The sequence below is a fragment of the Sphingomonas adhaesiva genome (assembly GCF_036946305.1).
GTDB lineage: Bacteria > Pseudomonadota > Alphaproteobacteria > Sphingomonadales > Sphingomonadaceae > Sphingomonas > Sphingomonas adhaesiva_B.
Window position 1 is genome coordinate 280,723 of record NZ_JAQIJJ010000006.1, and the last position, 26,048, is coordinate 306,770.

24 protein-coding genes, 1 tRNA gene and 2 pseudogenes are annotated in these 26,048 nt (G+C 68.2%); 18 read left to right on the forward strand and 9 right to left on the reverse strand.

Going from position 1 to position 26,048, the window contains the following annotated elements; genetic code table 11:
• The first annotated feature begins 47 nt into the window (after positions 1-47).
• Entirely contained in the window at positions 48-5,216 is a 5,169-nt protein-coding gene (locus PGN14_RS11955; protein ID WP_335299737.1) for a hypothetical protein, read from the forward strand.
• A 60-nt stretch (positions 5,217-5,276) separates the two neighbouring features.
• Positions 5,277-6,448, forward strand: a protein-coding gene (locus PGN14_RS11960; protein ID WP_335299738.1) for an IS3 family transposase whose coding sequence is annotated in 2 segments (ribosomal slippage) — positions 5,277-5,541 and positions 5,541-6,448 — 1,173 coding nt in all. Because the reading frame shifts where the segments join, the coding sequence is not laid out codon by codon here.
• 34 nt (positions 6,449-6,482) lie between these two features.
• On the opposite strand, the pseudogene PGN14_RS11965 reads toward PGN14_RS11960, so the two are convergent.
• A pseudogene (locus PGN14_RS11965) lies at positions 6,483-7,117 on the reverse strand (IS3 family transposase); the annotation flags it as partial.
• A gap of 63 nt (positions 7,118-7,180) precedes the next feature.
• Between PGN14_RS11965 and PGN14_RS11970 the strand changes: the two are divergent.
• The 4 genes from PGN14_RS11970 (at position 7,181) to acuI (ending at position 9,826) form a co-directional block, all read left to right on the forward strand.
• A complete protein-coding gene (locus PGN14_RS11970) occupies positions 7,181-7,822 on the forward strand; it encodes a TonB-dependent receptor domain-containing protein (RefSeq protein WP_335299739.1) in 642 nt (213 codons plus the stop codon).
• A 17-nt stretch (positions 7,823-7,839) separates the two neighbouring features.
• Positions 7,840-8,613 (forward strand): SDR family NAD(P)-dependent oxidoreductase, encoded by a 774-nt coding sequence (locus tag PGN14_RS11975; RefSeq protein ID WP_335299740.1) that lies wholly within the window; start codon positions 7,840-7,842, stop codon positions 8,611-8,613.
• Complete coding sequence (locus tag PGN14_RS11980; RefSeq protein ID WP_335299741.1) at positions 8,610-8,747, forward strand: hypothetical protein; 138 nt, start codon at positions 8,610-8,612, stop codon at positions 8,745-8,747. The genes PGN14_RS11975 and PGN14_RS11980 overlap by 4 nt, the downstream gene beginning before the upstream one ends.
• A gap of 95 nt (positions 8,748-8,842) precedes the next feature.
• Positions 8,843-9,826, forward strand: coding sequence for an acrylyl-CoA reductase (NADPH) (gene acuI / locus PGN14_RS11985; RefSeq protein WP_335299742.1), 984 nt, complete (start codon positions 8,843-8,845; stop codon positions 9,824-9,826).
• A gap of 188 nt (positions 9,827-10,014) precedes the next feature.
• Here the strand turns inward: acuI and PGN14_RS11990 are convergent.
• A tRNA-Arg gene (locus PGN14_RS11990) sits at positions 10,015-10,091 on the reverse strand.
• 59 nt (positions 10,092-10,150) lie between these two features.
• On the opposite strand from PGN14_RS11990, the gene PGN14_RS11995 reads away from it, so the two are divergent.
• Entirely contained in the window at positions 10,151-10,909 is a 759-nt protein-coding gene (locus PGN14_RS11995; RefSeq protein WP_335299743.1) for a queuosine precursor transporter, read from the forward strand.
• Here PGN14_RS11995 and PGN14_RS12000 read toward each other — a convergent pair.
• The 4 genes from PGN14_RS12000 to purC form a co-directional block, all read right to left on the reverse strand.
• Complete coding sequence (locus PGN14_RS12000; RefSeq protein WP_443019503.1) at positions 10,884-11,321, reverse strand: GFA family protein; 438 nt, start codon at positions 11,319-11,321, stop codon at positions 10,884-10,886. The two genes, PGN14_RS11995 and PGN14_RS12000, sit on opposite strands and share 26 nt — an antisense overlap.
• A gap of 2 nt (positions 11,322-11,323) precedes the next feature.
• A complete protein-coding gene (gene purQ, locus PGN14_RS12005) occupies positions 11,324-11,992 on the reverse strand; it encodes a phosphoribosylformylglycinamidine synthase subunit PurQ (RefSeq protein ID WP_335299744.1) in 669 nt (222 codons plus the stop codon).
• Positions 11,989-12,219 carry a phosphoribosylformylglycinamidine synthase subunit PurS gene (gene purS / locus PGN14_RS12010; RefSeq protein WP_335299745.1) on the reverse strand — a complete coding sequence of 77 codons (231 nt, stop codon included), beginning with the start codon at positions 12,217-12,219 and terminating at the stop codon, positions 11,989-11,991. Before purS ends, purQ begins: the two co-directional genes overlap by 4 nt.
• A gap of 195 nt (positions 12,220-12,414) precedes the next feature.
• Positions 12,415-13,194, reverse strand: a complete 780-nt coding sequence (gene purC, locus PGN14_RS12015; protein WP_335299746.1) for a phosphoribosylaminoimidazolesuccinocarboxamide synthase — start codon at positions 13,192-13,194, stop codon at positions 12,415-12,417.
• A gap of 262 nt (positions 13,195-13,456) precedes the next feature.
• On the opposite strand from purC, the gene PGN14_RS12020 reads away from it, so the two are divergent.
• From PGN14_RS12020 to PGN14_RS12070, 11 genes are all read left to right on the forward strand, one after another.
• Entirely contained in the window at positions 13,457-14,914 is a 1,458-nt protein-coding gene (locus PGN14_RS12020; protein WP_443019504.1) for a methyl-accepting chemotaxis protein, read from the forward strand.
• 122 nt (positions 14,915-15,036) lie between these two features.
• Complete coding sequence (locus PGN14_RS12025; RefSeq protein WP_335299748.1) at positions 15,037-16,533, forward strand: methyl-accepting chemotaxis protein; 1,497 nt, start codon at positions 15,037-15,039, stop codon at positions 16,531-16,533.
• Positions 16,534-16,745: 212 nt separating this feature from the next.
• Positions 16,746-17,009, forward strand: coding sequence for an STAS domain-containing protein (locus PGN14_RS12030; RefSeq protein WP_335299749.1), 264 nt, complete (start codon positions 16,746-16,748; stop codon positions 17,007-17,009).
• 19 nt (positions 17,010-17,028) lie between these two features.
• The gene (locus tag PGN14_RS12035; RefSeq protein WP_335299750.1) at positions 17,029-19,215 is read left to right on the forward strand and encodes a chemotaxis protein CheA; all 2,187 of its coding nucleotides are present in this window, start codon (positions 17,029-17,031) and stop codon (positions 19,213-19,215) included.
• The gene (locus PGN14_RS12040; RefSeq protein ID WP_335299751.1) at positions 19,212-20,078 is read left to right on the forward strand and encodes a CheR family methyltransferase; all 867 of its coding nucleotides are present in this window, start codon (positions 19,212-19,214) and stop codon (positions 20,076-20,078) included. The genes PGN14_RS12035 and PGN14_RS12040 overlap by 4 nt, the downstream gene beginning before the upstream one ends.
• Positions 20,075-21,097, forward strand: coding sequence for a protein-glutamate methylesterase/protein-glutamine glutaminase (locus tag PGN14_RS12045; RefSeq protein WP_335299752.1), 1,023 nt, complete (start codon positions 20,075-20,077; stop codon positions 21,095-21,097). The genes PGN14_RS12040 and PGN14_RS12045 overlap by 4 nt, the downstream gene beginning before the upstream one ends.
• Complete coding sequence (locus PGN14_RS12050) at positions 21,094-21,651, forward strand: chemotaxis protein CheD (RefSeq protein ID WP_335299753.1); 558 nt, start codon at positions 21,094-21,096, stop codon at positions 21,649-21,651. Before PGN14_RS12045 ends, PGN14_RS12050 begins: the two co-directional genes overlap by 4 nt.
• A 32-nt stretch (positions 21,652-21,683) precedes the next feature.
• Complete coding sequence (locus tag PGN14_RS12055; RefSeq protein ID WP_335299754.1) at positions 21,684-22,058, forward strand: response regulator; 375 nt, start codon at positions 21,684-21,686, stop codon at positions 22,056-22,058.
• 11 nt (positions 22,059-22,069) lie between these two features.
• The gene (locus PGN14_RS12060) at positions 22,070-22,525 is read left to right on the forward strand and encodes a chemotaxis protein CheW (RefSeq protein WP_335299755.1); all 456 of its coding nucleotides are present in this window, start codon (positions 22,070-22,072) and stop codon (positions 22,523-22,525) included.
• Between the two features lie 59 nt (positions 22,526-22,584).
• A complete protein-coding gene (locus tag PGN14_RS12065; RefSeq protein WP_335299756.1) occupies positions 22,585-23,589 on the forward strand; it encodes a chemotaxis protein CheB in 1,005 nt (334 codons plus the stop codon).
• Positions 23,586-23,882 (forward strand): hypothetical protein, encoded by a 297-nt coding sequence (locus tag PGN14_RS12070; protein WP_335299757.1) that lies wholly within the window; start codon positions 23,586-23,588, stop codon positions 23,880-23,882. Before PGN14_RS12065 ends, PGN14_RS12070 begins: the two co-directional genes overlap by 4 nt.
• A 26-nt stretch (positions 23,883-23,908) precedes the next feature.
• Here PGN14_RS12070 and PGN14_RS12075 read toward each other — a convergent pair.
• The 3 genes and pseudogenes from PGN14_RS12075 to modA form a co-directional block, all read right to left on the reverse strand.
• Positions 23,909-24,512, reverse strand: a pseudogene (locus PGN14_RS12075) (ATP-binding cassette domain-containing protein).
• Positions 24,502-25,188, reverse strand: a complete 687-nt coding sequence (gene modB / locus PGN14_RS12080) for a molybdate ABC transporter permease subunit (RefSeq protein WP_335299758.1) — start codon at positions 25,186-25,188, stop codon at positions 24,502-24,504. Before modB ends, PGN14_RS12075 begins: the two are co-directional and overlap by 11 nt.
• Complete coding sequence (gene modA / locus PGN14_RS12085) at positions 25,185-25,943, reverse strand: molybdate ABC transporter substrate-binding protein (RefSeq protein WP_335299759.1); 759 nt, start codon at positions 25,941-25,943, stop codon at positions 25,185-25,187. Before modA ends, modB begins: the two co-directional genes overlap by 4 nt.
• Between the last annotated feature and the right edge of the window lie 105 nt (positions 25,944-26,048).

The following is a 26,048-nucleotide window of genomic DNA, read 5'->3' on the forward strand; positions in this document are numbered from 1 at the left end:
GTCAAGGCGGGGGGTTCCGCCCCGTTTGATACGGACAGGTGGCGGTCATGGTGGCGATTTTCACGGGCGCGGGATACGGGCTGGGCCGCGGATCGGGATCGGTCCTCGGCGGCGCGGGTCTTCTCGGCAATGCGAGCCAGGGGCGCTCCGGCGACGCCGTCTCGGTCAATGCGGCGTCGGGCAATCTGCTCATCCAGCGGGAGGACGAATTCCTGGTCGGTCGCGGCCCGGACGCCTCGGTGGCGCGCACCTACAACAGCCTCACCTATCTGGCGGACGACAATAACGACAAATGGCGCCAGAGCACGGACCGCCGCGTCTATGGCCTCAGCGGCACGCTGAACACCGCCGGCAGCACCGTCACCCGCGTGTCGGGGGACGGCACCAACATCGCCTATTCATGGGACGCGGGCCGTTCGGCCTATGTCACCAAGGCCGGCGGCGGCGCTTACGACACGATCGTCAAGAGCGGCAGCGAATGGGTGTGGACCGATGGCGATACGCGCTCGGTCGAACGCTATTTCGACGACGCTACGGGCCGGATCAAGAGCGTTGCCGACAATGTCGGGACGGCGATGACCTTCGCCTATGACGGCAGCGGGCGCCTGACCACGCTCACCACCAACGACGGCTCCTGGATCCGCTACGACTGGATCGGTTCGAGCAACAATATCGCGCAGATCGTCACCGGCTATACCGACCTGCCGAGCGGCACCGCCAATACCCTGACGCGCACGCGCTACGGCTATGACGGCCTCAACCGCCTGACCACGGTCACGGTCGATCTCTCGCCGCAGGACAATACGATCGCGGACGGCAAGACCTACGTCAACACCTACGGCTATGACACCGGGAACCGGGTGAACAGCATCACCCAGTCGGACGGCTCGGCGATGTCGGTCGTGTACGACGGCTCCGGTCGCGTCACCACGCTCGTTCAGACCGTGGCGTCGGGGGTCACGCGCAGCACCGGCCTCGCTTACGGCACGGGCTATACCACGGTCACGGATGCGAGCGGACAGGTCACCCGGCTCGACTATGACGCCGGCGGCAACCTGACCAAGATTACCGCGCCGCCGGCGTACAGCGGCGCCGCGGAGCAGGTGACGCAATTCGCGTACAACAGCGTCGGCGATGTCACCAGCACGACCGATCCGCTGGGACGGGTGACGAGCTACGCCAATTTCACCGCGAACGGGCTCGCCCAGACGATCACCGATCGCGCCGGCAACGTCACCAGCCGCACGTTCGATGCGACCAACCATGTGTTGAGCGAGACATGGAACGGCATCGACTCCACCGGCGCCTCCGTCGCCCAGACGATCCGTTACGCCTATAACGCCGCGGGCGACCTGCGATTCGCGATCAGCCCCGAGGGGCGCGTCACCGAATATGTGCGCGACGCCTATGGGGCGGTGACGGCCGAGATCCATTATGCCGAAGCGGCGTACACGACCGCCGGCACCCCCAGCGAGACGACGATGTCCAACTGGACGGCGTCGCTGTCGAACAAGGGATGGGTGCAGCGCGTCGACTATACCTATGATGCGCGCCTCGCGCGGACGAAGTCGACCGGCTACGGCATCGCAGCGACCACGGGCGCGGGCAGCAGCAGCCAGGGCACCGGCGAGGTCAGCTACGTTTACGACCAGCACGGTGACCTGCGCTCCACCTTCGTCGGCGGACAATGGGACACCAAGTTTGGCTATGACGGGCTGGGTCGCCTGATCGCCAGCGTCGATGCCGCGGGCAACCGGACGACGATCACCTTCGACGACGCCAACACGACCACCACGATCACCGCCAGCAACGGCCAGACGATCGTCAAGACCTACAACAAGGCCGGCGATCTCATCCAGCAAAGCGAGAGCGGTAGCGACGCGGTCACGACGACCGCATCCTATGCGGTCGACCGGCTGGGGCGGACGCGGGTCACTACCTTCGCCAACGTCGCCGACCGGATCTACGACCTCTACGACGGCGCCGGGCGGCATGTCGCGACCATCGACGGCGCGGGGCGCATCACCGAATATAGCTATGACGGCAACGACCGGCTGGTCGGGACGACCAGCTACCGCAACACCATCGCCAGCAGCTATTTCGCGACGCTCGACGATCCGAACAACACGCTCGCGCTATCGACGATCCGGCCAGCGGCGCACGCACAGGATGTGTCGAGCTGGACCGTCTATGACAATGAAGGCCGCGTGCTGCAGACGATCGCGGGCGACGGATCGACGGTGATGTCCACCTACGACACCGCCGGTCGGCTGCAGATGACGACCGGCTACGTCAACAAGGTCGCCGCCGCGACCGTCGCCGGGTTCGTCAGCGCGCCGCCCACGTCGGTCGTCACGCCCACGAGCAGCGCCGGCGACCTCACGAAACGCTGGTTCTACGACCGCGACGGCCGCGTCATCGGCACGATCGACGGCGAGAAGCGGGTGGTGCGCAACAGCTACGACCAGGCCGGTCAGCTCGTCGCGACCACCGCCTATGCCAATGCGACGACGACGGCGAACCCGGCGACCGCCAGCCTCGACGCGATCGTCGCCGGTATCACGGTATCGGCGCAGGATCGCACCAATCGCCTCGTCTATGATGGCCGCGGCCAGGTTCGCTTCACCATCGACGGATTGGGCAACACCACCCGCTTCGACTATAATTCCGCCGGCCAGAACAACCGCACCATCGTCTATGCGGCGCCGCTGGCGACGACGCTGTCCGATTATACGTTCGACAATGTCATGGCGCTGCTGGCGAACCAGGGGGCGGACACGCCCCGGCGCATCAGCTACGCGATCTACGACGTCGCCGGACGCCTCGCCTACCGCCTCGATCCCGTCGGTGCGGCGAACGACACCGCCGTCACCGCCTATGTCTATGATGCCGCCGGCAATCTGCTGCGCACCACCGCTTATGCCACCACCCGCGACACGACCGGCCTGCCCGGCAAGGCGACGATGGACAGCTGGGTCGCCTCGACCGGCGGCAGTGCCGATCGCGTCACGCGCATGTGGTACAACGGTCGCAACCAGCTCGCCTATCGCGTCGACGCGGAAGGTTACGTCACGAAATTCGCCTATGACGCGCGCGGCCGCAGCATATCGCAGACGGCCTGGGACAATCCGATCCCGGTCGACAACAGCACGACCTTCGCACAGGTCGCCGCCGCGGCGACCGGCACCAGCTATACCAGCAGCCAGACCTACGATGCGCTCGATCGCGTCGTGCGCGATTACGACGCGTCCGGCAGCTACACCGAATATGCCTATCTCGGCGCGACCGGCTTGGTGTCGAGCAGCACGCGCGCGGCCGGCGGCACCGCGCAGGAACAGTCGACGCACACCAACGTCTATGACGGTGCCGGTCGCGTGGTTCAGGCGACCGACGCCACCGGAACCGCCGAAGCGGCAACGGTCGGCTACAATTACGACGGTCGCGGCACCCTCACCTCCACCGTCGATGCGCGGTCGAAGCCCATCAGCTACACCTACGACCTGAACGGCCGCGTCAAGACCGTCACCGACGCCAATGCCAGCGTCAGCACCTACGACTATAATGCGTTCGGCGAGGCGTGGAAGGTCACCGATCCGACCGGAGCCGCCCGCTACAGCTGGTACGATCAGGCCGGTCGCGTCACCGCCACGCGCGACGCCGAGAATTTCCTGACGACGACGTCCTACAATGCGTTCGGCCAGACCGTCGCGGTGAAGCGCTGGGCGAATCCGGTGTCCGGCACTGCGGCGATCGGCACCGAACCCGCGGGATCCGGCCCCGTCGCGACGACGCAGTTCAGCTATGACAAGGCCGGCCGCGTCATCGCCAGTATCGATGCGCTCAACCAGACCGAGAGCTACGGCTACAACGCGCTCGGCGACCGCACGACCGTCACCAACCGCCTCGGCGCGGTGACCAGCTACACGTTCAACCGCCTGGGCAAGGTGACGCGCGAAAGCGTCGGCGCCGCGACCGCCAACATCGACGCCGCGGGCAACACGTCGACGGGGACGCAGAACGTCAAGGCATATACCTACGACCTGCGCGGCAACCTAAGGACATTGGTCGAGGGCTTCAGCACCAGTGACGGCGGCGCGATCACGGCGCTGCGCAACCGATCCTATGCCTATGACGCCGCGGGCCGGCTTGTCAGGACGTCATACGACACCATGACGGTGATCGCGGACGATATGGTGACGACATCCACCACCGCGCCCATCGAGCAGTTCACCTACGACCCTCGCGGCAACGTCATCAAGTCGATCGACCGGGCGGGTGCGCAGACCTTCGCCTATTACGACGATCTGGATCGCAAGATCGCCGAGATCCGCCAGCTCGGCCCCTCGACCGCGGTCTATACCAGCTACGGCTACGACAAGAACGGCAACATCGTCACCACCCGCGTTTGCGAGGGCAATGCGACGCTGCCCTCCACGCCGGGTGGCACCGCCCCCGCGGCACCGTCGGGCAGCTATCGGCAAACCGACTTCGTCTTCGACAATCTCAACCGGATGACCTCCAGCACCGTGGTGGCCTCGTCGGGCAACGCGATCACCAGCGGCAGCTGGAACGGCACCGATTACGTCCAGACCACCGCCAATCTCGTCACCCGATACGCGTATGACGCCACCGGCAACGTGACCAGGGTCACCGATCCCAATGGGGTCGTCACCTGGACCTGGTTCGACAAGCTCAACCGCAAGATCGCCACGATGGATGGCGAGGGTTATGTCACCCGCTGGACCTACAATGCCGAAGGGCTGGCCCTCAGCGAGGTTCGCTACGCCACGAAGTTCACCGGCACCCTGGTGTCGTGGACGCCGCCCAGCGTCGGCGCCACCGCCGACGATCGGGCGACCACCTACACCTACGACCTCAACGGCAATCGCCTGACGGAGAAGCGGACCGGCGTCGCGGCGTGGAGCGTCAATGCGGATACCGGCGCGCTGGCCGCGGCGGGTACCGACGCGGTCATCTCCTACACCTATAATGCGCTGGGGCAGGTGACGCTCAAGATGGTCGCGGGTGAGCAGGCGTCCGGCTATATCTACGATGACTCCGGCCGGCTGCTGTGGGAACGCAAGGGACTGTTTTCCGACCTGAACGACAGCCTGGTATCGCCATCGACCGGCTATGAATATGATGCCCTGGGCAATCTCTCCCGCACGACGCGCAGCGGCAGTCACAACGTCTATAGCGTCGACGATCGGGTCTGAGCTGCCCCCTTCTGAGTGGTCCATCGACTATGACAGTCTGGACCAGGGAAGGGACGAAGAATGCCTGCGAAGAAGCACAAGCCGGAGGAGATCATCGGCAAGCTGCGTGAGGTGGAGATCGTGCTGGGCCAAGGCGGCACGACCGCCGAAGCGTGCCGGCGGATCGCGGTCAGCGAGCAGACCTACTATCGCTGGCGCAAGGAATATGGTGGCCTGAAGACGGACCAGGCGCGTCGGATGAAGGATCTGGAGAAGGAGAACGCCCGGCTGCGGCGTGCGATTTCGGATCTGACGCTGGACAAGCTCATCCTGCAGGAGGCGGCGAAGGGAAACTTCTGAGCCCCGCGCGGCGCCGGCGCTGCATCGACCAGGTCCGGGAGGTGCTGGACGTGTCCGAGCGGCGGGTATGCCGCGTGCTCGGCCAGCACCGGTCAACGCAGCGCAAAGTGCCGTGCGGGGCAGATGATGAGCAGGCGCTCACCGACGACGTCGTCGCGCTGGCGAAGCAGTACGGGCGCTACGGCTACCGCCGGGTGACCGCGCTGCTGCACGCGGCGGGCTGGTCGGTGAACCACAAGCGGGTCGAGCGGATCTGGCGGCGTGAGGGGCTGAAAGTGCCGCAGCGCCAACCGAAACGCGGCCGGCTGTGGCTCAATGACGGCTCCTGCATCCGGCTTCGACCAGAGTATCCGGGGCATGTCTGGGCCTATGATTTCGTCGAGGAGCGTACCCACGATGGGCGCAAGTTCCGCATCCTGACCATCATCGACGAGGCCAGTCGCGAGTGCCTGGCACTGGTCGTGGCACGTCAGCTGCGCCACGAAGACGTGCTGGCCGCGTTGGCCGACCTGTTCGTCGAACGCGGTCCGCCAGCGCACATCAGGTCGGACAACGGCAGCGAGTTCATCGCCACCGCCGTCCAGACCTGGCTCGGCCAGATCGGCGTGAAGACGCTCTACATCGCCCCGGGCTCGCCATGGGAGAACGGCTATAACGAAAGCTTCAACGGGTCGCTTCGCGACGAACTGCTCAATGGCGAGATCTTCTACAGCCTCGCGGAGGCCAGGGTGCTGATCGAGGCGTGGCGCCGTCACTACAACACCGTCCGGCCGCACAGCAGCCTGGGCTACCGCCCGCCGGCCCCGGAAGCGGTGACACCGCCATTACCGGCCTCCGGTTCCGCTTCGCTCCACCTACGCCCGGCAATGGCGGCGGAGACGACAATGCACTAACTAACAAGCCGGACCACCCGGTGGGGGCTGCTCACCCCGGATACTCTGGTCGAAGCCGGATGCAGGAGCCGTCATTGAGCCACAGCCGGCCGCGTTTCGGTTGGCGCTGCGGCACTTTCAGCCCCTCACGCCGCCAGATCCGCTCGACCCGCTTGTGGTTCACCGACCAGCCCGCCGCGTGCAGCAGCGCGGTCACCCGGCGGTAGCCGTAGCGCCCGTACTGCTTCGCCAGCGCGACGACGTCGTCGGTGAGCGCCTGCTCATCATCTGCCCCGCACGGCACTTTGCGCTGCGTTGACCGGTGCTGGCCGAGCACGCGGCATACCCGCCGCTCGGACACGTCCAGCACCTCCCGGACCTGGTCGATGCAGCGCCGGCGCCGCGCGGGGCTCAGAAGTTTCCCTTCGCCGCCTCCTGCAGGATGAGCTTGTCCAGCGTCAGATCCGAAATCGCACGCCGCAGCCGGGCGTTCTCCTTCTCCAGATCCTTCATCCGACGCGCCTGGTCCGTCTTCAGGCCACCATATTCCTTGCGCCAGCGATAGTAGGTCTGCTCGCTGACCGCGATCCGCCGGCACGCTTCGGCGGTCGTGCCGCCTTGGCCCAGCACGATCTCCACCTCACGCAGCTTGCCGATGATCTCCTCCGGCTTGTGCTTCTTCGCAGGCATTCTTCGTCCCTTCCCTGGTCCAGACTGTCATAGTCGATGGACCACTCAGAAGGGGGCAGCTCATTGAACCTCGCCGGCTTCTACTACGACTACAAGAACCAGCAGTTCACGCAGGTGATCGGTCCCACCACCTTCACCCGCAGCGGCGACGGGCGGCTGTACGGCGGCGAGGCGGAACTGGCGATCCAGGCGCTGCACAATCTGCGCTTCGATGCATCGCTGGGGCTGCTGAGCACCGAATATCGCGGCAATCGCATCGATTCCGCCAACCCGGCGAGTGCCACGTTGCCGATCGACGGCAACCCCTTCCCCAATGCACCGTCGACGACCTTCTCCGCCGGGTTCGACTGGACGGCGCTGGAGGCGGGGAAGGCCAAGCTGCTGATCCATGGCGACACGTCGTACATGGGGAAATATTACTTCGATCCGTTCAAGAACTACGGGCAGTCGCCGTGCGACAAGCCGGCCGCGGGAAGCAATATCCTGCAGGCGGGTGCGTCGATCGCGTGCGGCAATCCCGCCTATTGGCTGGTCAACGGCCGCATCACCTACGACACGCCCAACTGGGCGGTCGCCGTATGGGGCAAGAACCTGACCAACAAATTCTATTATACCTATGGCCTCAACATCAATGTGTTCGGGCTGGACTATCTCAATCGCGGGACGCCGCGCACCTATGGCGTCGAAGCGACGCTGCGCTTCTGATCCGGGGAGGACGGGACATGAAGGGACTGAAGGAAAAGGTCGTCGTGGTCACCGGCGCCGCCCGCGGGATCGGGCGCGCGACGGTCGTCGCCTTCGCCGCCCAGGGATCGGTGGTCGTGGCGACCGACGTGCTCGACGACGAACTGGCGGCGCTCGTCGATGAGGTGAAGCGGAACGGTGGCCGGGTCGAGGGCGTCCATCAGGACGTCACCGACGCGGCGGCCTGGCCGCGGCTGCTGGCCGACGTGGTGGCGCGGCACGGCGGAGTCGACGTGCTGGTGAACAATGCCGGGATCGCGATCATCGGGACGATCGAGGAACAGACGCTCGACGAATGGCGCAAGACCGCCGCGGTCAACGTCGAGAGCGTGTTCCTGGGTACGCAGGCGGCGATCGCGGTGATGAAGGCGCGAGGCGGTGCGATCGTCAACGTCGCCTCGGTCGCGGGCAATGTGGGCGAGCCGCGGCTTGCGGCGTACAACGCATCCAAGGGTGCGGTGAAGCTGCTGACGATCAATGCCGCACTGCATTGCGCCAGCCACGGCTATCCGATCCGCGTCAATTCGGTCCATCCCGGCTACACCGACACGCCGCTGGTCGCGAATGCGATCGGCAGCATGCCGGAGGACGAGGCGCAGGCCTATTCCGCGGAGATCGTCGCGCACATCCCGCTCGGCCGTCTCGCCCGGCCCGAGGAGATCGCGGACCCGATCCTGTTCCTCGCCAGCGACAGCGCCAGCTACATCACCGGCAGCGGCCTGATCGTGGATGGCGGCTATATCGCCGCATGAACGGAGCAGAGGCCCGTATCGTCGCACCGCCCGACCTGCTGCCGGAACTGCTCGATCTGACCATCGCGCAGCAGGTCGCGGCCGAATGCCATGATGTCCGCATCCACCTGTTTCGAAACCGGGCGTCCCGATGACGCCTGGCTCGACCATATCCGCCCGGTGGGCGTCGGTCGGCTGGACGACGACGGCGTCTTCCGCATCCTCTCATCCCTCGAAAGGCACATGTTCGATGTTCCAGGCCATTCTCGTCGACAAGGTCGACGATCGCCATGCCGCCCGTCTCGATACCGTCGACGAAGCCGCGCTGCCGGCCGGAACGGTGACGGTCGACGTCGACTATTCCACCGTCAACTTCAAGGACGGGCTGCTGATGACCGGCGTCGTTCCGCTGATCTCGCACTTCCCGATGGTGCCGGGGATCGACATCGCAGGGCGGGTGCGGGCCAGCGACGATCCGCGCTGGCAACCGGGCGATCGCATCGTCGTCAACGGCTACGGCCTGGGCGAGCGCCACTGGGGCGGCTTGGCGCAGCGCGCGCGCGTCGACAGCGACTGGCTGGTGCGGTTGCCCGACGCGATCTCCACGCGGCAGGCGGCGGCGATCGGCACCGCGGGCTATACCGCGATGCTGTGTGTGCAGCGGCTGGAACGTCACGGCGTGAAGCCCGGCGACGGCGACGTGCTCGTGACCGGTGCGAGCGGAGGGGTCGGCAGCGTCGCGATCGCGATCCTCGCCCGGCTCGGCTATCGCGTGATCGCATCGACCGGCCGGGCACACGAAGCGGACTATCTGAAGGCGCTGGGTGCCGCCGAACTGATCGACCGCGCCACCTTGTCGGAGCCGGGCGCACCGATGCTGTCGGAGCGCTGGGCGGCGGCGATCGACACCGCGGGCAGCCACACGTTGGTCAACGTGATCGCCGGCATCCGCTACGGCGGGATCGTCGCCGCCACCAGGCTGGCACAGGGCGTGGACCTGCCGGCGACGCTCTATCCCTTCATCCTGCGCAACGTGACGCTGTCGGGGGTCGACAGCGTGATGCAGCCGATCACGGCGCGCACCGATGCCTGGGCGCGGCTGGCGACCGATCTCGACCCCGCGAAGCTGGAGATGATGGTCGAGGAGATCGGGCTCGATGGGGTGATCGAGCGCGGATCGCAGATCCTCGCCGGACAAGTGCGCGGGCGCACTTTGGTCGACGTGAACCGCTGACGAGGACGGGATCGTCGATGACGGAGATGAACCGCTCTTGGGCGGGCTCGCCATCCTTGGCGCAACTCCGGCAAACAGCGACGCTTCGAGCAGCGATCCCGAACCATCCGACATCCCGAACTATCAGGCCACGCGCAGTAAGACGGCACGGCACGATGCTGCCTATCCCTGAACGTCTGCGGGGAGGCTGGCGCGCCCGGAGGGATTCGAACCCCCGACCAAGGAGGTAGAAGCTCCTTGCTCTATCCAACTGAGCTACGGGCGCGCGCCGCCGGGGCTTAGCGCGGATTGCGGGGCGGCGAAACAGGCGGCATGATCGCGTGCATGGGGGACGACACGATCCATGCGACGCCCGCGATCAAGGCGGTGGAGGCCGATGCCGTCGATGGCGGGCGCCTGCGCTATTACGATCTTGTGATGGCAGCGTTCGTCGCGATCCTGCTGCTGTCGAACGTGCTGGGCGCGGGCAAGGTGGCGCAGATCGTGCTGCCCGGTATCGGGCCATGGCCGTTCGGCGCCGGCATCCTGTTCTTCCCGGTGAGCTATATCATCGGCGACGTGCTGACCGAAGTCTATGGCTATGCCCGCGCGCGGCGCGTGATCTGGGTCGGGTTCGCGGCCACCGTGTTCATGGCGGCGATGGCCTGGGTCGTCGTGGCGCTGCCGCCCGCGCCCGACTGGACCAACCAGGCGGCCTATGAGACGATCTTCGGCCAGGTGCCGCGGATCGTCTTTGCCAGCATGTGCGCCTTCTGGGCGGGCGAGTTCGTCAATTCCTATGTCCTCGCGCGGATGAAGGTGGCGACCGGCGGGCGGCATCTGTGGATGCGCACGATCGGCTCGACGATCGCGGGACAGGCGGTCGACAGCCTGATCTTCTACCCGCTCGCCTTCTGGGGGGCGGAGGGCTGGACCCACGCGCTGGTGATCCAGGTGCTGTTCACGCAATGGGCGCTGAAGGTCGGCTGGGAGGTGCTGCTGACCCCGCTGACCTATGTCGTGATCGGGGGGCTGAAGCGCGCCGAGGGGTTGGACGTTTACGATCGCGAGACGGACTTCACGCCGTTTCGGGCGCGGGTGTGACCGGCGCCGGGGGCTGCCCCGGCAACGTCGGCAGGTCATGGTCGATCACTGCCCAGCGCGGCGCGGCATCGGTCCAGATCGTCGACTGCGGCGGATAGAGATCGGGATCGTCGAGTGTCCCGATGCGCAGGACATAGAGGTGTTCGCGCGCGTCCGCCAAGCCGCCGATCGGCGTACCGCAGGTCGGACAGAAATGGCGTCGCATGACGTTGCCGCTGTCGGCAATGGAGACATATTCGGTCAGCAATCCCGAGAGCGCCAGCGCCTCGCGCGACACGATCAGATTGGCGGTTGCGGTTCCGGCCGCGAGATATTGGCAGAGCCGGCACCAGCATTGCCGCGCAGCGACAGGCTCTGCGGTAAGCGTGTAACGGACCGCGCCGCACAGGCAGCCGCCCGTCACCGCGTCCAAGCTCACGCCCCCACCAGCTCCATTAGCCCCTCGAACATCCGCCGACCATCGTCGCCGCCATGGGCGCCTTCGATCTTGCGTTCCGGATGCGGCATCATGCCCAGCACGTTGCCCGCCTCGCTGAGCACGCCCGCGATGTCGCGCGCGCTGCCGTTGACCGGTTCGGCATAGCGGAACGCCACCCGCCCCTCGCCTTCCAGCCGGTCGAGCGTCTCGGCATCGGCGACGTAATTGCCGTCGTGATGCGCGACGGGAAAACGGACGCGCTCACCCTTGGCGTACAGGCGCGTGAAGGTGCTGGAGGCATTCTCCACCGTCAGCGCGACGTCGCGGCACACGAAGTTCAGCCCCGCGTTGCGCATCAGCGCGCCGGGCAGCAACCCCGCCTCGGTCAGCACCTGGAAGCCGTTGCACACGCCCAGCACCGGCAGCCCCCGGCCCGCCGCCGCCGCGACCGCGGCCATGATCGGCGAGCGTGCCGCCATCGCGCCGGCGCGCAGATAGTCGCCATAGGAAAAGCCGCCCGGCACCGCGACCAGTCCGATGCCGTCGGGCAGCGCGGTGTCGCGATGCCACACCATCGCCGGCGCGGTCCCCGTCACCTGCTCCAGCGCGACCGCGATGTCGCGATCGCAATTGGAGCCGGGGAAGACGATGACGGCCGTCTTCACGCCCGCTCGACCCGGTAGTTCTCGATGACCGTATTGGCGAGCAGCTGGCGGCACATCTGGTCGACGTTCGCGTCGCTGGTGCCGTCCGCGACGTCCAGCTCGATCAGCTTGCCGACACGCGCGCCCTCGACACCGGCGAAACCGAGCCCCGACAGGGCATGTTCGATGGCCTTGCCCTGGGGGTCGAGGACGCCGGGCTTGAGCGTGACGTGGATGCGCAGTTTCATGGCCGCGCGCTATGCCGCGGGAGCGGCGGCAGGGCAATGGTGAAGACGCGCCTTTGACGTAACGTCACGCCGGACGTGAGACGCTCCACTGCCCATTCGCGTCATCCCAGCGCAAGCTGGGATCTCTTGCGGGAAGCGCTGCGGCCCATCACGAGGAGGCCCCAGCTTTCGCTGGGGCGACGGGTAGGTGGGAATCTACTTACCCCGCCGCTTACGGTGGCTTTCCATGTCCAGCACCGCGGTCTCGCCGCCCTCCGGCAACAACCCCAGCCGGCGCGCGACCTCCTGATACGCCTCGACCTCGCCGCCCAGGTCCTGGCGGAAGCGGTCCTTGTCCAGCTTCTCGTTGGTGTCCATGTCCCACAAACGGCAGCCGTCCGGGCTGATCTCGTCCGCCAGGATGATGCGGCCGTAGTCATTGTCCCAGATACGGCCAAATTCCAGCTTGAAGTCGACCAGCCGGATGCCGACGCCCGCGAACAGCCCGGAGAGGAAGTCGTTCACGCGGATCGCCAGATCGGCGATGTCGTGCATTTCCTCCTGGCTGGCCCAGCCGAAGGCGGCGATATGCTCGTCGGAGATCATCGGATCGCCGAGCGCGTCGTCCTTGTAATAATATTCGATGATCGTGCGCGGCAGCTTCGTGCCTTCCTCGATCCCCAGCCGTTTCGACAGCGATCCCGCGGCAACGTTGCGCACCACCACCTCGATCGGCACGATCTCGACCTGGCGGATCAGTTGTTCGCGCATGTTCAGCCGGCGGATGAAGTGCGTCGGCACGCCGATATGGTCGAGCAGCGTGAAGACATGCTCGCTGATGCGGTTGTTCAGCACGCCCTTGCCGTTGATCGTGCCCTTCTTCTGTGCGTTGAAGGCGGTGGCGTCGTCCTTGAAATACTGGATCAGCGTGCCCGGCTCCGGCCCTTCGTACAGGATCTTCGCCTTGCCCTCGTAGATCTGCCGCCTGCGCGCCATGGATGTGCCTTCTTCAAAACGGAACGCCCCGGCAGCGGTGGACGCAGTGCCGGGGCGCGGAATCATCAAGCGCTATACGGTAAGGGAACAAGGCGCGCAAATCGCGGCCCGGCACGCCCGAACGCCGCATCGTCGGGAGACACTACCCACTTTGGTAGTGTTTTCCCGCCGAACCGGTGTGAGTTAACCGCCGATTAGGAGGTAACGCATATCAACGCGGTTCAGGCTGCCGATAGTGGGCCGTCCTCGTGGAGGAAGAAGAATGATTGGCTGGTTTCGCGCGCATGCGCCGATTCGGCGGAAGTTCGACGTCATGGCGATCACGTACACGACGCTGGCGGCGACATCGCTGGCCGCCACCGCGCTGGCGGCGACCGGCACGCTGACGGGCACCATCCCGCTCGCGATCGCGGGTGCGGCGTTCGCGCTGACGCTGCTGGTCGCGCTCGCGACGAAGAAGATCGTGTGCGATCCCTATGTCACCACCGTGGTGCGGATGGAGGGGCTTGCCGCCGGCGACCTGACCAGCCCGATCGCCTTCACCGATCACCGGGACTGCGTCGGCCGTATGACGAAGGCGATGTCGGTCTTCCGCGAGAATGCCGAGAAGGTCGCCGCCGCCGGTCGTGCGCAGGAAGTGGTGGTCGGCGCGCTGGGCGAGGGGCTGAGCCGGATCGCCGATCGCGACCTGACCTGGCGCATCGAGAACCCCTTCCCCGCCGAGTATGAGCGGCTGCGCGACAATTACAATCGCGCGATGGACAGCGTGGGCGGCGCGCTGGGCAGCGTGTCGAGCGCCAGCAACGGCATCAACAGCGGCGCCAGCGACATCCGCCAGGCCAGCGACGAACTCTCGCAGCGCACCGAGCAGCAGGCCGCGAGCCTGGAAGAGACCGCCGCCGCGATGGACGAGATCACGTCGATCGTGCGCGAGTCGGCAGACGGCGCCGCGCGCGCCGATGCCGCCGTGGGCGAGGCCCGCCGCGAGGCGGAGCATTCGGGCGACGTGGTGCGCCGTGCGGTCGCCGCGATGGACGGGATCGAGCGGTCGTCGAACGAGATTTCGGAGATCATCAGCGTCATCGACGGCATCGCCTTCCAGACCAATCTGCTGGCGCTGAACGCCGGCGTCGAGGCGGCGCGCGCGGGTGACGCGGGCAAGGGCTTCGCGGTCGTCGCCAGCGAGGTGCGCGCGCTCGCGCAGCGCTCCGCCGATGCCGCCAAGGACGTCAAGGCGAAGATCATGTCGTCGTCCAGCCAGGTGCAGACCGGCGTCGAGATGGTCAGCGAGACCGGCAAGGCGCTGGAGCGTATCATCGCGCGGATCGCGGAGATCAGCACCCTGGTGTCGACGATCGCGGCCTCCGCGCAGCAGCAGGCCAGCGGGCTTCAGCAGATCAACACCGCGGTGTCCGAGATGGACGGCGTGACGCAGCAGAACGCCGCGATGGTGGAGGAAGCGACCGCCGCCGCGCGCAGCCTGGCGGACGAGGCGGATGCGCTGACCGCGGAGGTCGCCCGCTTCCAGCTGCGCGGTGGCGCGGCGGCGCGCCCGGCACCGAACGGGGGTGGTGCGGTGCACGAGTTGCAGGCGCGCGCCGCGACGGCCGGGCGCTCGATGATGCGCGCGCAGCAGCAGCGCCGTCGTGCCGCCGGCGGGGGTGCCGCCACCGCGACAGCGGTCAGCGTCGATGCGCAGGACGACTGGAGCGAGTTCTGATCCGTTGCGGGGTGACCCATTTCGCGAACGGTCACCCCGCCCTCGCCCTGCCGGATTAACGCATTTTTCGGCGTTGCCGCCGCATTAACGATCCCGTCCACGTTCAAGGGGGGATCCTTACCGTGTCGTCCACGTCATCGACTCTTGCGCAGAAACTGGCGCATTTCGGCTTCTCGGTCGCCGATTACCGGCTGTTCCCGACGATCCGCCGCGCGATCGATCGCTTCGCGCCCCACGCGCTGCGCAAGCTCTACGACCATATCCGCAGCCAGCCCGAGGCCAGCGCCTTCTTCGGATCGTCGCAGGCGATGGACCATGCGCGCGACAAGCAGCTGGAGCATTGGCGCAAGCTGTTCTCGGGGGCGCCCGACGACGCCTATGAGGCGCGCGCGCAGCAGATCGGCAACGTCCATGCGCGCATCGGCCTGTCGCCCAGCTGGTATATCAGCAGCTATGCCCGCGTCCTGTCCGATATCCTGCCGAAGATGCTGCGCTGGTCGCCGGCACAGCCGTTCGCGCGGCGCGAGGCGGCCGCGACATTGCTGGTCCGCACCGCGCTGATGGACATGGAAATTGCGCTGTCCGCCTATTTCACCGCCGAACAGGCCGCGCGCCGCGACGTGACCGACCGGCTCAGCCGCGCGCTGGACGCGCTGGCGCAGGGCGATTTCGGTCGTCCGCTGGAAGCGCTGCCCGCCGATTACGCGCAGATCGCGACCAATTTCGAGGAAATGCGCACCCGCGTCTGCGCCACGCTGGCCGAGGTGACGGGCGCGGCCGACCGCATCACCACCTCGTCTGGCGAGATCAACCAGGCGTCGAGCGACCTGTCGATGCGCACCGAGCAGCAGGCCGCGACGCTGGAGCAGACCGCCGCGGCGATGCAGGAGATCACCACCACCGTCGACGATACCGCGACGTCGAGCGCGCGCGCCAACCAGGCGGTCGCGACGATGCGGACCGAGATCGAGGCATCGGGCACGCTGGTGGGCGATGCGATCGGCGCGATGCGGCGGATCGAGGCGTCGTCGGGCGAAATCTCCGAGATCATCGCGGTGATCGATGGCATCGCCTTCCAGACCAACCTGCTGGCGCTGAACGCGGGCGTCGAGGCGGCACGCGCGGGCGATGCGGGCAAGGGCTTCGCGGTGGTCGCCAGCGAGGTGCGTGCGCTGGCGCAGCGTTCCGCCGATGCGGCGAAGGACGTCAAGGCGCGGATCACCGGCAGCGGCGAACAGGTGGAGGAAGGCGTCCGCCTCGTCACCCGCACCGCCGACGCGCTGGGCCAGATCGTGACGCGAATCACCGAGGTGAGCGCGCTGGTCTCCAGCATCGCGGAAGCGGCCGAGGCGCAGGCGGGCAGCCTCCGCCAGGTCAATACCGCCGTGTCCGAGATGGACGGCGTGACGCAGCAGAACGCCGCGATGGTGGAGGAAGCCACCGCCGCCGCGCGCAGCCTGGCCAGCGAGGCACAGGATCTGTCGCAGCGGGTCGCCACCTTCCGGCTGGGCGACACGGTGGAGGCGGCACGCGCGTCGGCGCCGCCGACCGCGGTGCACCGGATGCGCGCCGCGATCGCCGGCAATACCGCGCTCAAGGAAGACTGGTCGTCGTTCTGAGATCCCGGTCGGGACGTGCCGCGGGCACGTGTCGGACCGCACGATGACGAGATGAAGGCGGCGGCACCCCCGCCGCCTTACCCGTTTTGGAGGTTCCACTCGTCCCGCACCGGTACGATTAACGGCATCTTAGCTGATACCGGTCATGACGGTGGCGCGATGACACTCTCCAACGGGCGTGATCGCGGACGAACTCTTTCGGCAGGAACGCGATGGCCTTCGCTCTCTCTACCCGGCTCGATACCGATGCAGCGGCGGCGCTGCGCCAGTCGCTCAGGAAACTGGTGGACGATGCGCACCCGCTGACCGTCGACGGCAGCGAGGTGGAGCAGATCGGCCAGGCATGTCTGCAGGTGCTGGTCGCCGCGCGCCGCACCGCGACCGAACAGGGACTGGCCTTCGCGATCGAGCGCCCCAGCCCGGCGCTGGTCGAGGCCGCGACGCTGGCCGCGCTCGACATCCTCGAAGCCGCCTGAGCGACAGGAGATACCGACCATGGACCTGGACGCCATTCAGCAGATTTTCTTCCAGGAGTGCGAGGAAGGCCTCGCCGGGATGGAAGGATCGTTCGCCGCGATCCGTGCCGACGCCTATGATGCGGAGACGATCAACGGCATCTTCCGTGCGGTCCACTCGATCAAGGGCGGCGCCGGCGCCTTCGGGCACGAGCGGCTCCAGGCCTATACCCATCAGTATGAGACGCTGCTCGACCTGCTGCGCAACGGCACGCTGGCGCTGACCCCGGCGCTGGTCGACGTGATCGTCGCCGCGTTCGACATGCTGGCCGATCACGTCGCCGCGGCGCGCGACGGCGGCAGCGCGCCGAACGACGCCGCGATGCTGGCGAAGCTGATCGCCGCCGCCAGCGGCGACGCGGCCCCGGCAGCAGAACCCGCCCCCGTCGCCACGGTGGTAGAGGATGCCGCCCCGGCCGGCGTCGCGGACGATTTCGACGACCTGATGGCGCTGCTGGACGACATGGGCGGCGCGGTGCCGACCGAGGCCGGCGACGACGAGACGGATATCGCCCCCGCCGCGCCCGACTGGAACGTTCATTTCCGCCCCACCTCCAACGCCTTCGACAATGGGGCCGAGCCGCTGCTGCTGCTGCGTGAACTGGCGCGGATGGGCGGGCGCGTCATGGCGTGCGATACCGGCGCGGTCCCTGCGCTCGCCGCGATGGATCCGGCCTGCGCCTATCTGGCATGGGATGTCGCGTTGCCTGGCACCCTCGACGCCGACGACATCCGCGCGGTGTTCGAATTCAGCGACGGCGGCACGATCACGCTGACACAGGGCGTCCCGACACCCGCCCCGGTCCCGGTGCCCGAACCGGTCGCGGCCCCCGCTCCCACTCCGGCACCGGTCGTCGTCGCGGCGCCCGCGCCCGCACCGGTGGTGGCAGCACCCGTCGCGCCGGTGGCAGCCGCCACGCCGCGTCCGGCGCCTGTTCCCGCCTCCGCCCCCGCTCCCGCCGCCCCGGCGGCGGTGGTGTCGCAGACCATCCGCGTCGACCTCGACAAGCTGGACCGGCTGGTCAATCTGGTCGGCGAGCTGGTCATCACCCAGGCGATGCTGGCGCAGCGGCTGTCGGGCAACGACATGGGCGGCATCCCCGAGCTGACCGACCTCGATCACCTGACGCGCGAGTTGCAGGAATCGACCATGGCGATCCGCGCGCAGCCGATGAAGACCGTCTTCAGCCGCGTGCCGCGCATCATCCGCGAGCTGGAGGGCGAAACAGGCAAGCGCGTCCGCCTGGATATCGAGGGCGAGATGACCGAGGTCGACAAGACCGTGGTCGAGCGCATCGGCGAGCCGCTGACCCACCTGATCCGCAACGCCGTCGATCATGGGCTGGAGACGACCGACGAACGCATCGCCGCCGGCAAGTCCGCGGAGGGTGTGGTGCGCCTGTCCGCCGCGCACCAGTCGGGCCGGATCGTCATCACGGTCGCCGACGACGGCCGCGGCATCGACCGCACCCGCGTCCGCGCCAAGGCGGTCGAGCGCGGCATCATCGCCGCCGATGCGATGCTGAGCGACGAGGAGGTCGACAATCTGATCTTCGCGCCCGGCTTCTCCACCGCGGCGACCGTTTCCAACATCTCCGGGCGCGGCGTCGGCATGGACGTGGTGCGCAAGAACGTCCAGGCGCTGGGCGGGCGCATCGGCATCCAGTCGCGCATGGGCCACGGCTCCAGCTTCTCGCTCAGCCTGCCGCTGACGCTGGCGGTGGTGGACGGCATGATCGTGACCGTCGGCGACCAGACCTATGTCATCCCGCTGAGCCATATCGTCGAGAGCCTGCGCCCCAGCGACCGCGCGGTGACCGCGATCGGCCCGGACGGCGCGGTGCTCGACGTGCGCGGCTCCTATGTGCCGATCTATCCGGTGGCCGAGCAGCTGAGCCTGAACGGCGGCGAGCGCGATCCCGGCAAGGCGGTGCTGATCGTGGTCGAGGGCGCGCACGGCCAGGCCGCGCTGCTGGTCGATACGATCCAGGACCAGCGCCAGGTCGTCGTGAAGAGCCTGGAGGCCAATTACCAGGCGATCGAGGGGCTGGCCGGCGCCACCATCCTGGGCGACGGGCGCGTCGCGCTGATCATCGACGTCGATGCGCTGACCGCGCGTCGCGTGCGCCCGATCCGCGGCCTGCCGCAGCTGGCGAACGCCGCATGAGCGCCGCCGCCGCCATCACCGCCCGCCCGCCGGCGCGCGAGTTCGGGTTCGAGCCCGCGGACCACCGCGCGATCTCGAAGATGGTCTATGACGAGCTCGGCATCCTGCTGCCCGACGGCAAGGCGCAGCTGGTCTATGGCCGGCTGGCCCCGCGCGTGCGCGCCTGCGGGCTGGAGAGCATCGGCGACTATATCAAGCTGATCGAACGCGACACCGACGAGCGCGCGCGCGCCTTCGACGCGCTGACCACCAACCACACCAGCTTCTTTCGCGAGAGCCATCACTTCGACGATTTCTGCGAGCGGATGTGGCCGGGGCTGGTCGAGCGGCTGAACAAGGGCGGGCGCGTGCGGCTGTGGTCCGCGGCCTGTTCCAGCGGCGAGGAGCCCTATACCTGGCTGATGGCGGCGCTGGGCAGCGATCGCGCCGCCGCGCAGAAGCTGTTGAAGCGCGACGTGAAGCTGCTCGCCACCGACGTCTCGCCCAGCGTGCTGGAGACGGCGCGTGCGGGCCGCTACACCGCGGCGACGCTGCGCACCGTGCCGTCGGCGCTGCACAAGGCATGGGTCCGCGGCCAGGGCGACGCGCTCAGCGTCGATCCGATGCTGCGCGAGGCGATCTCCTTCCTGCCGCTCAACCTGCTGGGCGAGTGGCCGATCAAGACGCGGTTCGACACGATCTTCTGCCGCAACGTCATGATCTATTTCGACGAACCGACAAAGGCACGGCTGCAGGCACGGCTGGCCGATCGACTGGAGGTAGGGGGGATGTTCTACATCGGCCATTCCGAGCGGCTCGCGCCCGAGGTGGGGAAACGCTTCGAGTGCGTCGGCCGCACCGCGTATCTGAAGGTGGCCGCATGACGGTCCGCACGCTGATCGTCGACGATTCGGTCACGATGCAGGCGCTGATCCGCCGCACGCTGTCGAACGATCCAGGCATCGAGATCGTCGGCACCGCGGGCAGCGCGGACGAGGCGCGCGCGCAGATCAAGGCGCTCGACCCCGATGTCGTCACGCTCGACATCGAGATGCCCGGCCTGTCCGGGCTGGAGTTCCTGGAGCGGCTGATGCGGCTGCGCCCGACCCCGGTCGTCATGCTGTCCACGCTGACGTCCGAAGGCGCGGAGGCGAGCATCACCGCGCTGGAGCTGGGCGCGTTCGAATGTTTCGACAAGCTGGCGCTGCGCAACCCGGACGAGGCGATCCGCCTGCCCGGGCTGGTACGCGCCGCCTCCACCACGCGCCACCGCATGGCGCCGGTGCCGGTGCGTGCGCCGGTGTCGCAGCAGGACGATTACGTGCCCCGCGAGGGCGCGATGATCGCGGTCGGCTCGTCGACCGGCGGGGTCGAGGCATTGATCGAGCTGTTGTCGGGTTTTCCCGCCAACTGCCCGCCGACCGTCATCGTCCAGCACATGCCGCCAAGCTTCACCGCCAGCTTCTCGGCGCGGTTGAACCGGCTGTGCCGCCCCAGCGTCGAGGAGGCGCGCGCCGGTGCGCCGTTGAGCGTGGGCAAGGTCTATCTGGCGCCGGGCGGCGATCGCCATCTGGAGATCACCGGCGGCGGCACGAAGCGGATGTGCCGCCTGGTCCCCGGCCCGCGCGTCAGCGGACACCAGCCGTCGGTCGACCAGCTGTTCCATTCGGTCGCGCGCGTCGCGGGCGGTGATGCGGTCGGTGCGATCCTGACCGGGATGGGCGGCGACGGCGCGGAAGGGATGCTGGCGATGCGCAACGCCGGGTCGGTCACGATCGGTCAGGACGAGGCGACCAGCGTCGTCTATGGCATGCCCGCGGTCGCGCACCGCATCGGCGCGGTCGTCCAGCAACTGCCGCTGCGCAAGATCGCAAGCCGCCTGCTGCAGGAGTGTCGCGCATGAACGCGCTGACGCGACAGGACGGTTTCCGCCGCGTGACGGTGGCGCAGGGCGAGACCAAGGTCAGCCGCGCCGACGACGTGGTGCTGACCACCGTGCTGGGCAGCTGCGTCGCGGCCTGCTTCTACGATCCGGTGGTGCGCGTGGGCGGCCTCAACCACTATCTGCTCGCCGAGGGACATACCGACGATCCGGCATCGATGCAGCGCTACGGCCTGTATGCGATGGAAGTCCTGATCAACGAGATGCTGAAGATGGGCGCGGTGCGGCATCGCATGAAGGCGCGCATCTTCGGTGGTGCCTCGATGCATCGCGGGTTCCGCGACATCGGCGGCGCCAACATCGCGTTCGCGCGACGCTTCCTCCAGGACGAGCGGATCCCGCTGGTCGGCGAGGACGTCGGGGGGACGTGCGCGCGCCGCGTCGAGTTTCGCGCCGCGCTCGGTCTCGCGCGGTGCCGGAGTGTGGCGGACACACCGGTGCCGGTGGTGCAGCGTCCGGTCCGCCCCGTGCCCGTCGCGCCGCCGGAAACCACCGGCGACGTGGAATTCTTCTAATGATTGCCCAGAGCCCCAGGGAGCCTCGCACAGTGACCAAGACGATCATGACCGTCGACGACTCGCCCAGCATGCGGATGCTGCTGCGCGCGGCGCTGACCGACCTCGGCTACCATGTGGTCGAGGCCGAGGACGGCGTTCACGCGATCGAGACGCTGAACGATTTCGAACCGGGCGAGGAGCCCGACCTGCTCATCACCGACATCAACATGCCGCGGATGGACGGGTTCGGCCTGATCGAACACCTGCGCGACGAAGGCAACCGCACGATGCCGATCCTGGTGCTGACCACCGAAAGCAGCGACGAGAAGAAGCAGCGTGCCCGCCGCGCCGGTGCCACCGGCTGGATCGTCAAGCCCTTCCACCCCGAAAAGCTCGCCGCCGCGATCCGGCGCGTGCTGCACTGAGGATATCTGCGATGGACACCAACACCGCCTCGCGCCAGCTCATCACCTTCCAGCTTGGCGACCAGTATCTGGGCGTCGACATCATGGCGATCCGCGAGATCCGCGCCTGGTCGCCCGCGACCCCGCTGCCCAACGTGCCCGAATATGTTCGCGGCGTCGTCAACCTGCGTGGCGTCGTGCTGCCGGTGCTCGACCTGCGCTATCGCTTGGGCTGGGGCATGACGGAGCCGAGCGCACGCCATGTCATCATCGTCGTGCGCATCGGCGACCAGTTGCAGGGCATCATCGTCGACGCGGTCAACGACATCGTCTCCGTCTCGGCCGACAATATGCAGCCGCTGCCCGACATGGGCGATGCCGATGCGGCGCAGTTCCTCGACGGGCTGGCCACGATCGACCAGCGGCTGATCCTGGTGCTGGCGCTGGATCGCCTGGTCGAGCGCGTCGCGATGGCCGACGCTGCCTGATCGTTAACACTCTGATCGCTATAGTATTCGCGTAACCCCTCTAGGAGCTTCCCTCTGTCATGGCCGGAACGAAGGTATTGGTGGTCGATGATTCGCTGACCATGCGGGCGCTGATCTCCGGCGCGCTGGAGCGGATACCCGGGGTCGAGGTCGTCGGCATGGCGGACGGCGCGGCCGAAGCGCGCGAGCTGGTCGCCTCGGCTCGCCCCGACGTCATGACGCTCGACGTCGAGATGCCGGGGATGAGCGGGCTGGAATATCTGGCGGAGGTCATGGAGACGAAGCCCATGCCCGTCATCATGTTCTCGACCCGGACGCAGGACGGCGCGGCCGAATCGATCGAGGCGCTGCGCCTCGGCGCGATCGACTGCTTCCCCAAGCCGCGCGTCGCGGCCCCTGCCGAGCTGGACGCGATCATCGCGAAGCTGGCGAAGCGGCTGAAGGCGGCGAAGAAGGCGGAGCTGAAGGGGCCGAAAGCGGTCAAGGCCGGTCCGCGCCATCCGCCGATCGAGTGGAACGGCCGTCTGCTGCTGGTCGGCGGCGATGCGTCGAACACCAAGACGCTGTTCGACATGTTCGCGACCTTCCCCGCCAACTGCCCGCCGACCGTGGTGGTACAGCATCTGGGCGCGGGACTGGTCGAGAGCATGTCGGAGAAGCTGGCCGAGCAGGTCGCGCCCAAGGTGGCGATCGCGGCGGACGGCATGAAGCTGGAACAGGGCACGATCTACCTCGCTCCCGCGGGGGACGCGCATGTCGTGGTCGATCAATGGCCGAACGGTACGTTGCGGCTGCTGCCGCGCGAGCCGGTGGCGGGCGAGCGGCCGTCGATCTCGCTGCTGTTCGCCTCCGCCGCGAAGGCGGCTGCCGCCAACGCGGTCGGCGTGCTGATGCTGGACGCGAACGAGGACGGCGCTGGCGGGATGAAGGCGCTGTCGGCCGCGGGCGGCTATGCCTTCACCCCGGCGGAGGGCGGCGGGTTCACGCTGGCGCGCGGCATGGTGTCGCAGCCGGTGGCGACCGACGCGCTGACCGCCGGCGTCATGAAGCTCTGCGCCAAATGACCGCGCCCACCGGCCCCCTGACCGCGCAGGCGGCGGTGCCGCGGGCGCTGGCGCAGGCGCTGGCGGCGGAGCTGGTCCAGGCGTCGAACATGCTCGCCGACCTCGCCTATGACCTGGGCAGCGACCAGGACACGCTGCGCCGGCACATGGCGAGCCTGCAACGCATCGATCACGTCACGCAGATGCAGCTTGCCATCGCCGACCTGCTGCGCACGCCCGACGAGATGGCGGAGAACGTGGCGCATGTGACGCTGGAGGACATGGCGGTACGGCTGAAGGGGGCGCTGTCGTAATTCGTCACCCCGGATCAAGTCCGGGGTCACGAGCCAATATCTATCACCCGATCACCCAGCCGTTCCGCCTCGCCGCGGTCGTGGGTGACCATCAGGATCGGCAGCCGCTCGCCATCGCGCACCCCGCTCGATCGCGCGCGTCGCCTCCTCGCGCCGCGCCGGATCGAGCGACGACAGCGGCTCGTCGAGCAGCAGGAACGCCGGCTCGCTCAGCAGTGCGCGCCCGATCGCCACCCGCCGCGCCTCGCCGCCCGACAACGTCCGCGGCCAGCGCTCCAGCAGGTGCGCGATGTCGAGCGTCTCCGCCACCTCGACGAGCCGGGCCGCGTCGCGCGCGCCGTAGAGCAGGTTCGCGCGCACCCGCCGATGCGGGAACAGCCGCGCATCCTGAAACACATAGCCGACCTTCCTGTGATCGGGCGGCAGGTCGGTCCGCGCATCGTACAGCGTCCGTCCCGCCACCCGCACATGCCCGCGATCGGGGCGCAGCAGCCCGGCGATCATGTCGAGCAGCGTCGTCTTGCCGATCCCCGACGGGCCGGTCAGCACCGTCAGCCCGTCACTCGCGACGAAGCGCGCCGCCACCTGCGCATCGCCACGGCGCAGCGCGACATCGACATCAAAGGACACGCACGCCCCTTCCCGCGCGCCGCACCAGCGCCTCCGAGAGGATCAGCGCGACCAGCGACAGCGCGACCGAGACGCCGGCCAGCCGCCACACCTCCGCCTCGCCGCCCGGACGCTGGAGCGCGGCATAGATGGCCAGCGGCAGCGTCTGCGTCTCGCCGGGCACGTTGGAGACGAAGGTGATCGTCGCGCCGAACTCGCCGATCGACCGTGCGAACCCCAGCACTGCCCCCGCCGCCACGCCCGGCGCGGCGAGCGGCAGCGTGACGGTGGCGAAGGTGCGCCACGCGCCCGCGCCCAGCGTCCGCGCGGCCTGTTCCAGCCGCCGGTCGACCGCCTCGATCGACAGACGGATCGCACGCACCATCAGCGGCAGCGCCATGACGCCGGCGGCGATCGCCGCGCCGGTCCAGCGGAACAGGACGGTAACGCCGAACCATTGCTCCAGCACCCGCCCGATCGGGCCGGCGGGGGCAAAGGCCAGCAGCAGCAGCCACCCGGTGACGACGGGTGGCACCACCAGCGGCAGGTGGATCACGCCGTCGAGCAGGACCTTCCCCGGAAACCGCCCGCGCGCGAGCAGCCACGCCAGCCCGAACGCGACCGGCAGCGTCGCCAGCGTCGCGCTGCCGCCGATCAGCAGGGTCAGCCGCACGATCGCGGCAAGCTCGTCGCTCAAGGCCTGGCGAAGCCGCGACGGAGCAGGATCGCCTGTCCGCCCCGCGACAGCAGGAAGCGGCGGAACGCTTCCGCTTCGGGCGTCGCGGCGGTGGTCAGCCGCGCGATCGGATAGACGATCGGCGGATGGCTGCGCGGCGGAAAGATGCCCGCCACGCGCACGCCCGGCGCGGCGCGCGCATCGGTGGCATAGACGATGCCATAGGGTGCCGCCCCTCGCTCCACCAGCGCCAGCGCGGCGCGGACGTTCTCCGCGCGCACGACGCGCGGGGCTATCGCATCCCACGCCCCCAGGTGCCGCAGCGCCGCCTCGCCATATTTGCCCGCGGGGACGGAAGCCGGGTCCGCCATCGCCAGCGGCCCCGCCCCGAGCACGCGCGCCAGCGCCGCGCCACGGGTCGCCACCACCGAGCGTCCGCCGGCACGGGCGACGACGACCAGTCGGTTGCGCGCCAGCACCGCCCGCGTGCCGCGCGCGACCATGCCGCGCCGTGCGACCTCGTCCATCCAGTCGGTATCGGCCGAGACGAACAGGTCGGCCCGCGCCCCGGCAGTAATCTGCCGCGCCAGCGCCGACGACGCAGCGAAGGACAGGACCGGCCGCGGATGCCCGGCGCGCGCCCAGTCGTCGGCGGCATCGGTCAGCGCCTCCTGCAGGCTCGCCGCCGCCAGCACCAGCGGCGCGCGGGATTGGGCGCTCGCGACGGCGGGGATGAAGGCGACGAAAAGAAGCAGCAGGCGGGTCAGGAGGCGCATCGTGCGGTCTTCGCATCGTATCCGGCGCGATACAATATGCGGTTACCCAGGGAGGCGGTATCTGGTGAAACAGCACCGCCTTCACGTCACCCCGGGCTTGACCCG

What these genes read in the sequence shown, in the direction of transcription:
- purS (WP_335299745.1), bottom strand. Translation starts at nt 12,219, where the DNA reads ATGAAACTGCGCATCCACGTCACGCTCAAGCCCGGCGTCCTCGACCCC.
- PGN14_RS11995 (WP_335299743.1), top strand. Translation starts at nt 10,151, where the DNA reads ATGGGGGACGACACGATCCATGCGACGCCCGCGATCAAGGCGGTGGAG.
- modA (WP_335299759.1), bottom strand. Translation starts at nt 25,943, where the DNA reads ATGCGCCTCCTGACCCGCCTGCTGCTTCTTTTCGTCGCCTTCATCCCC.
- PGN14_RS11975 (WP_335299740.1), top strand. Translation starts at nt 7,840, where the DNA reads ATGAAGGGACTGAAGGAAAAGGTCGTCGTGGTCACCGGCGCCGCCCGC.
- PGN14_RS12065 (WP_335299756.1), top strand. Translation starts at nt 22,585, where the DNA reads ATGGCCGGAACGAAGGTATTGGTGGTCGATGATTCGCTGACCATGCGG.
- PGN14_RS11980 (WP_335299741.1), top strand. Translation starts at nt 8,610, where the DNA reads ATGAACGGAGCAGAGGCCCGTATCGTCGCACCGCCCGACCTGCTGCCG.
- PGN14_RS12070 (WP_335299757.1), top strand. Translation starts at nt 23,586, where the DNA reads ATGACCGCGCCCACCGGCCCCCTGACCGCGCAGGCGGCGGTGCCGCGG.
- PGN14_RS12050 (WP_335299753.1), top strand. Translation starts at nt 21,094, where the DNA reads ATGAACGCGCTGACGCGACAGGACGGTTTCCGCCGCGTGACGGTGGCG.
- PGN14_RS12020 (WP_443019504.1), top strand. Translation starts at nt 13,457, where the DNA reads ATGATTGGCTGGTTTCGCGCGCATGCGCCGATTCGGCGGAAGTTCGAC.
- PGN14_RS12030 (WP_335299749.1), top strand. Translation starts at nt 16,746, where the DNA reads ATGGCCTTCGCTCTCTCTACCCGGCTCGATACCGATGCAGCGGCGGCG.
- PGN14_RS12035 (WP_335299750.1), top strand. Translation starts at nt 17,029, where the DNA reads ATGGACCTGGACGCCATTCAGCAGATTTTCTTCCAGGAGTGCGAGGAA.
- acuI (WP_335299742.1), top strand. Translation starts at nt 8,843, where the DNA reads ATGTTCCAGGCCATTCTCGTCGACAAGGTCGACGATCGCCATGCCGCC.
- PGN14_RS12040 (WP_335299751.1), top strand. Translation starts at nt 19,212, where the DNA reads ATGAGCGCCGCCGCCGCCATCACCGCCCGCCCGCCGGCGCGCGAGTTC.
- PGN14_RS12045 (WP_335299752.1), top strand. Translation starts at nt 20,075, where the DNA reads ATGACGGTCCGCACGCTGATCGTCGACGATTCGGTCACGATGCAGGCG.
- PGN14_RS12060 (WP_335299755.1), top strand. Translation starts at nt 22,070, where the DNA reads ATGGACACCAACACCGCCTCGCGCCAGCTCATCACCTTCCAGCTTGGC.
- PGN14_RS11955 (WP_335299737.1), top strand. Translation starts at nt 48, where the DNA reads ATGGTGGCGATTTTCACGGGCGCGGGATACGGGCTGGGCCGCGGATCG.
- purC (WP_335299746.1), bottom strand. Translation starts at nt 13,194, where the DNA reads ATGGCGCGCAGGCGGCAGATCTACGAGGGCAAGGCGAAGATCCTGTAC.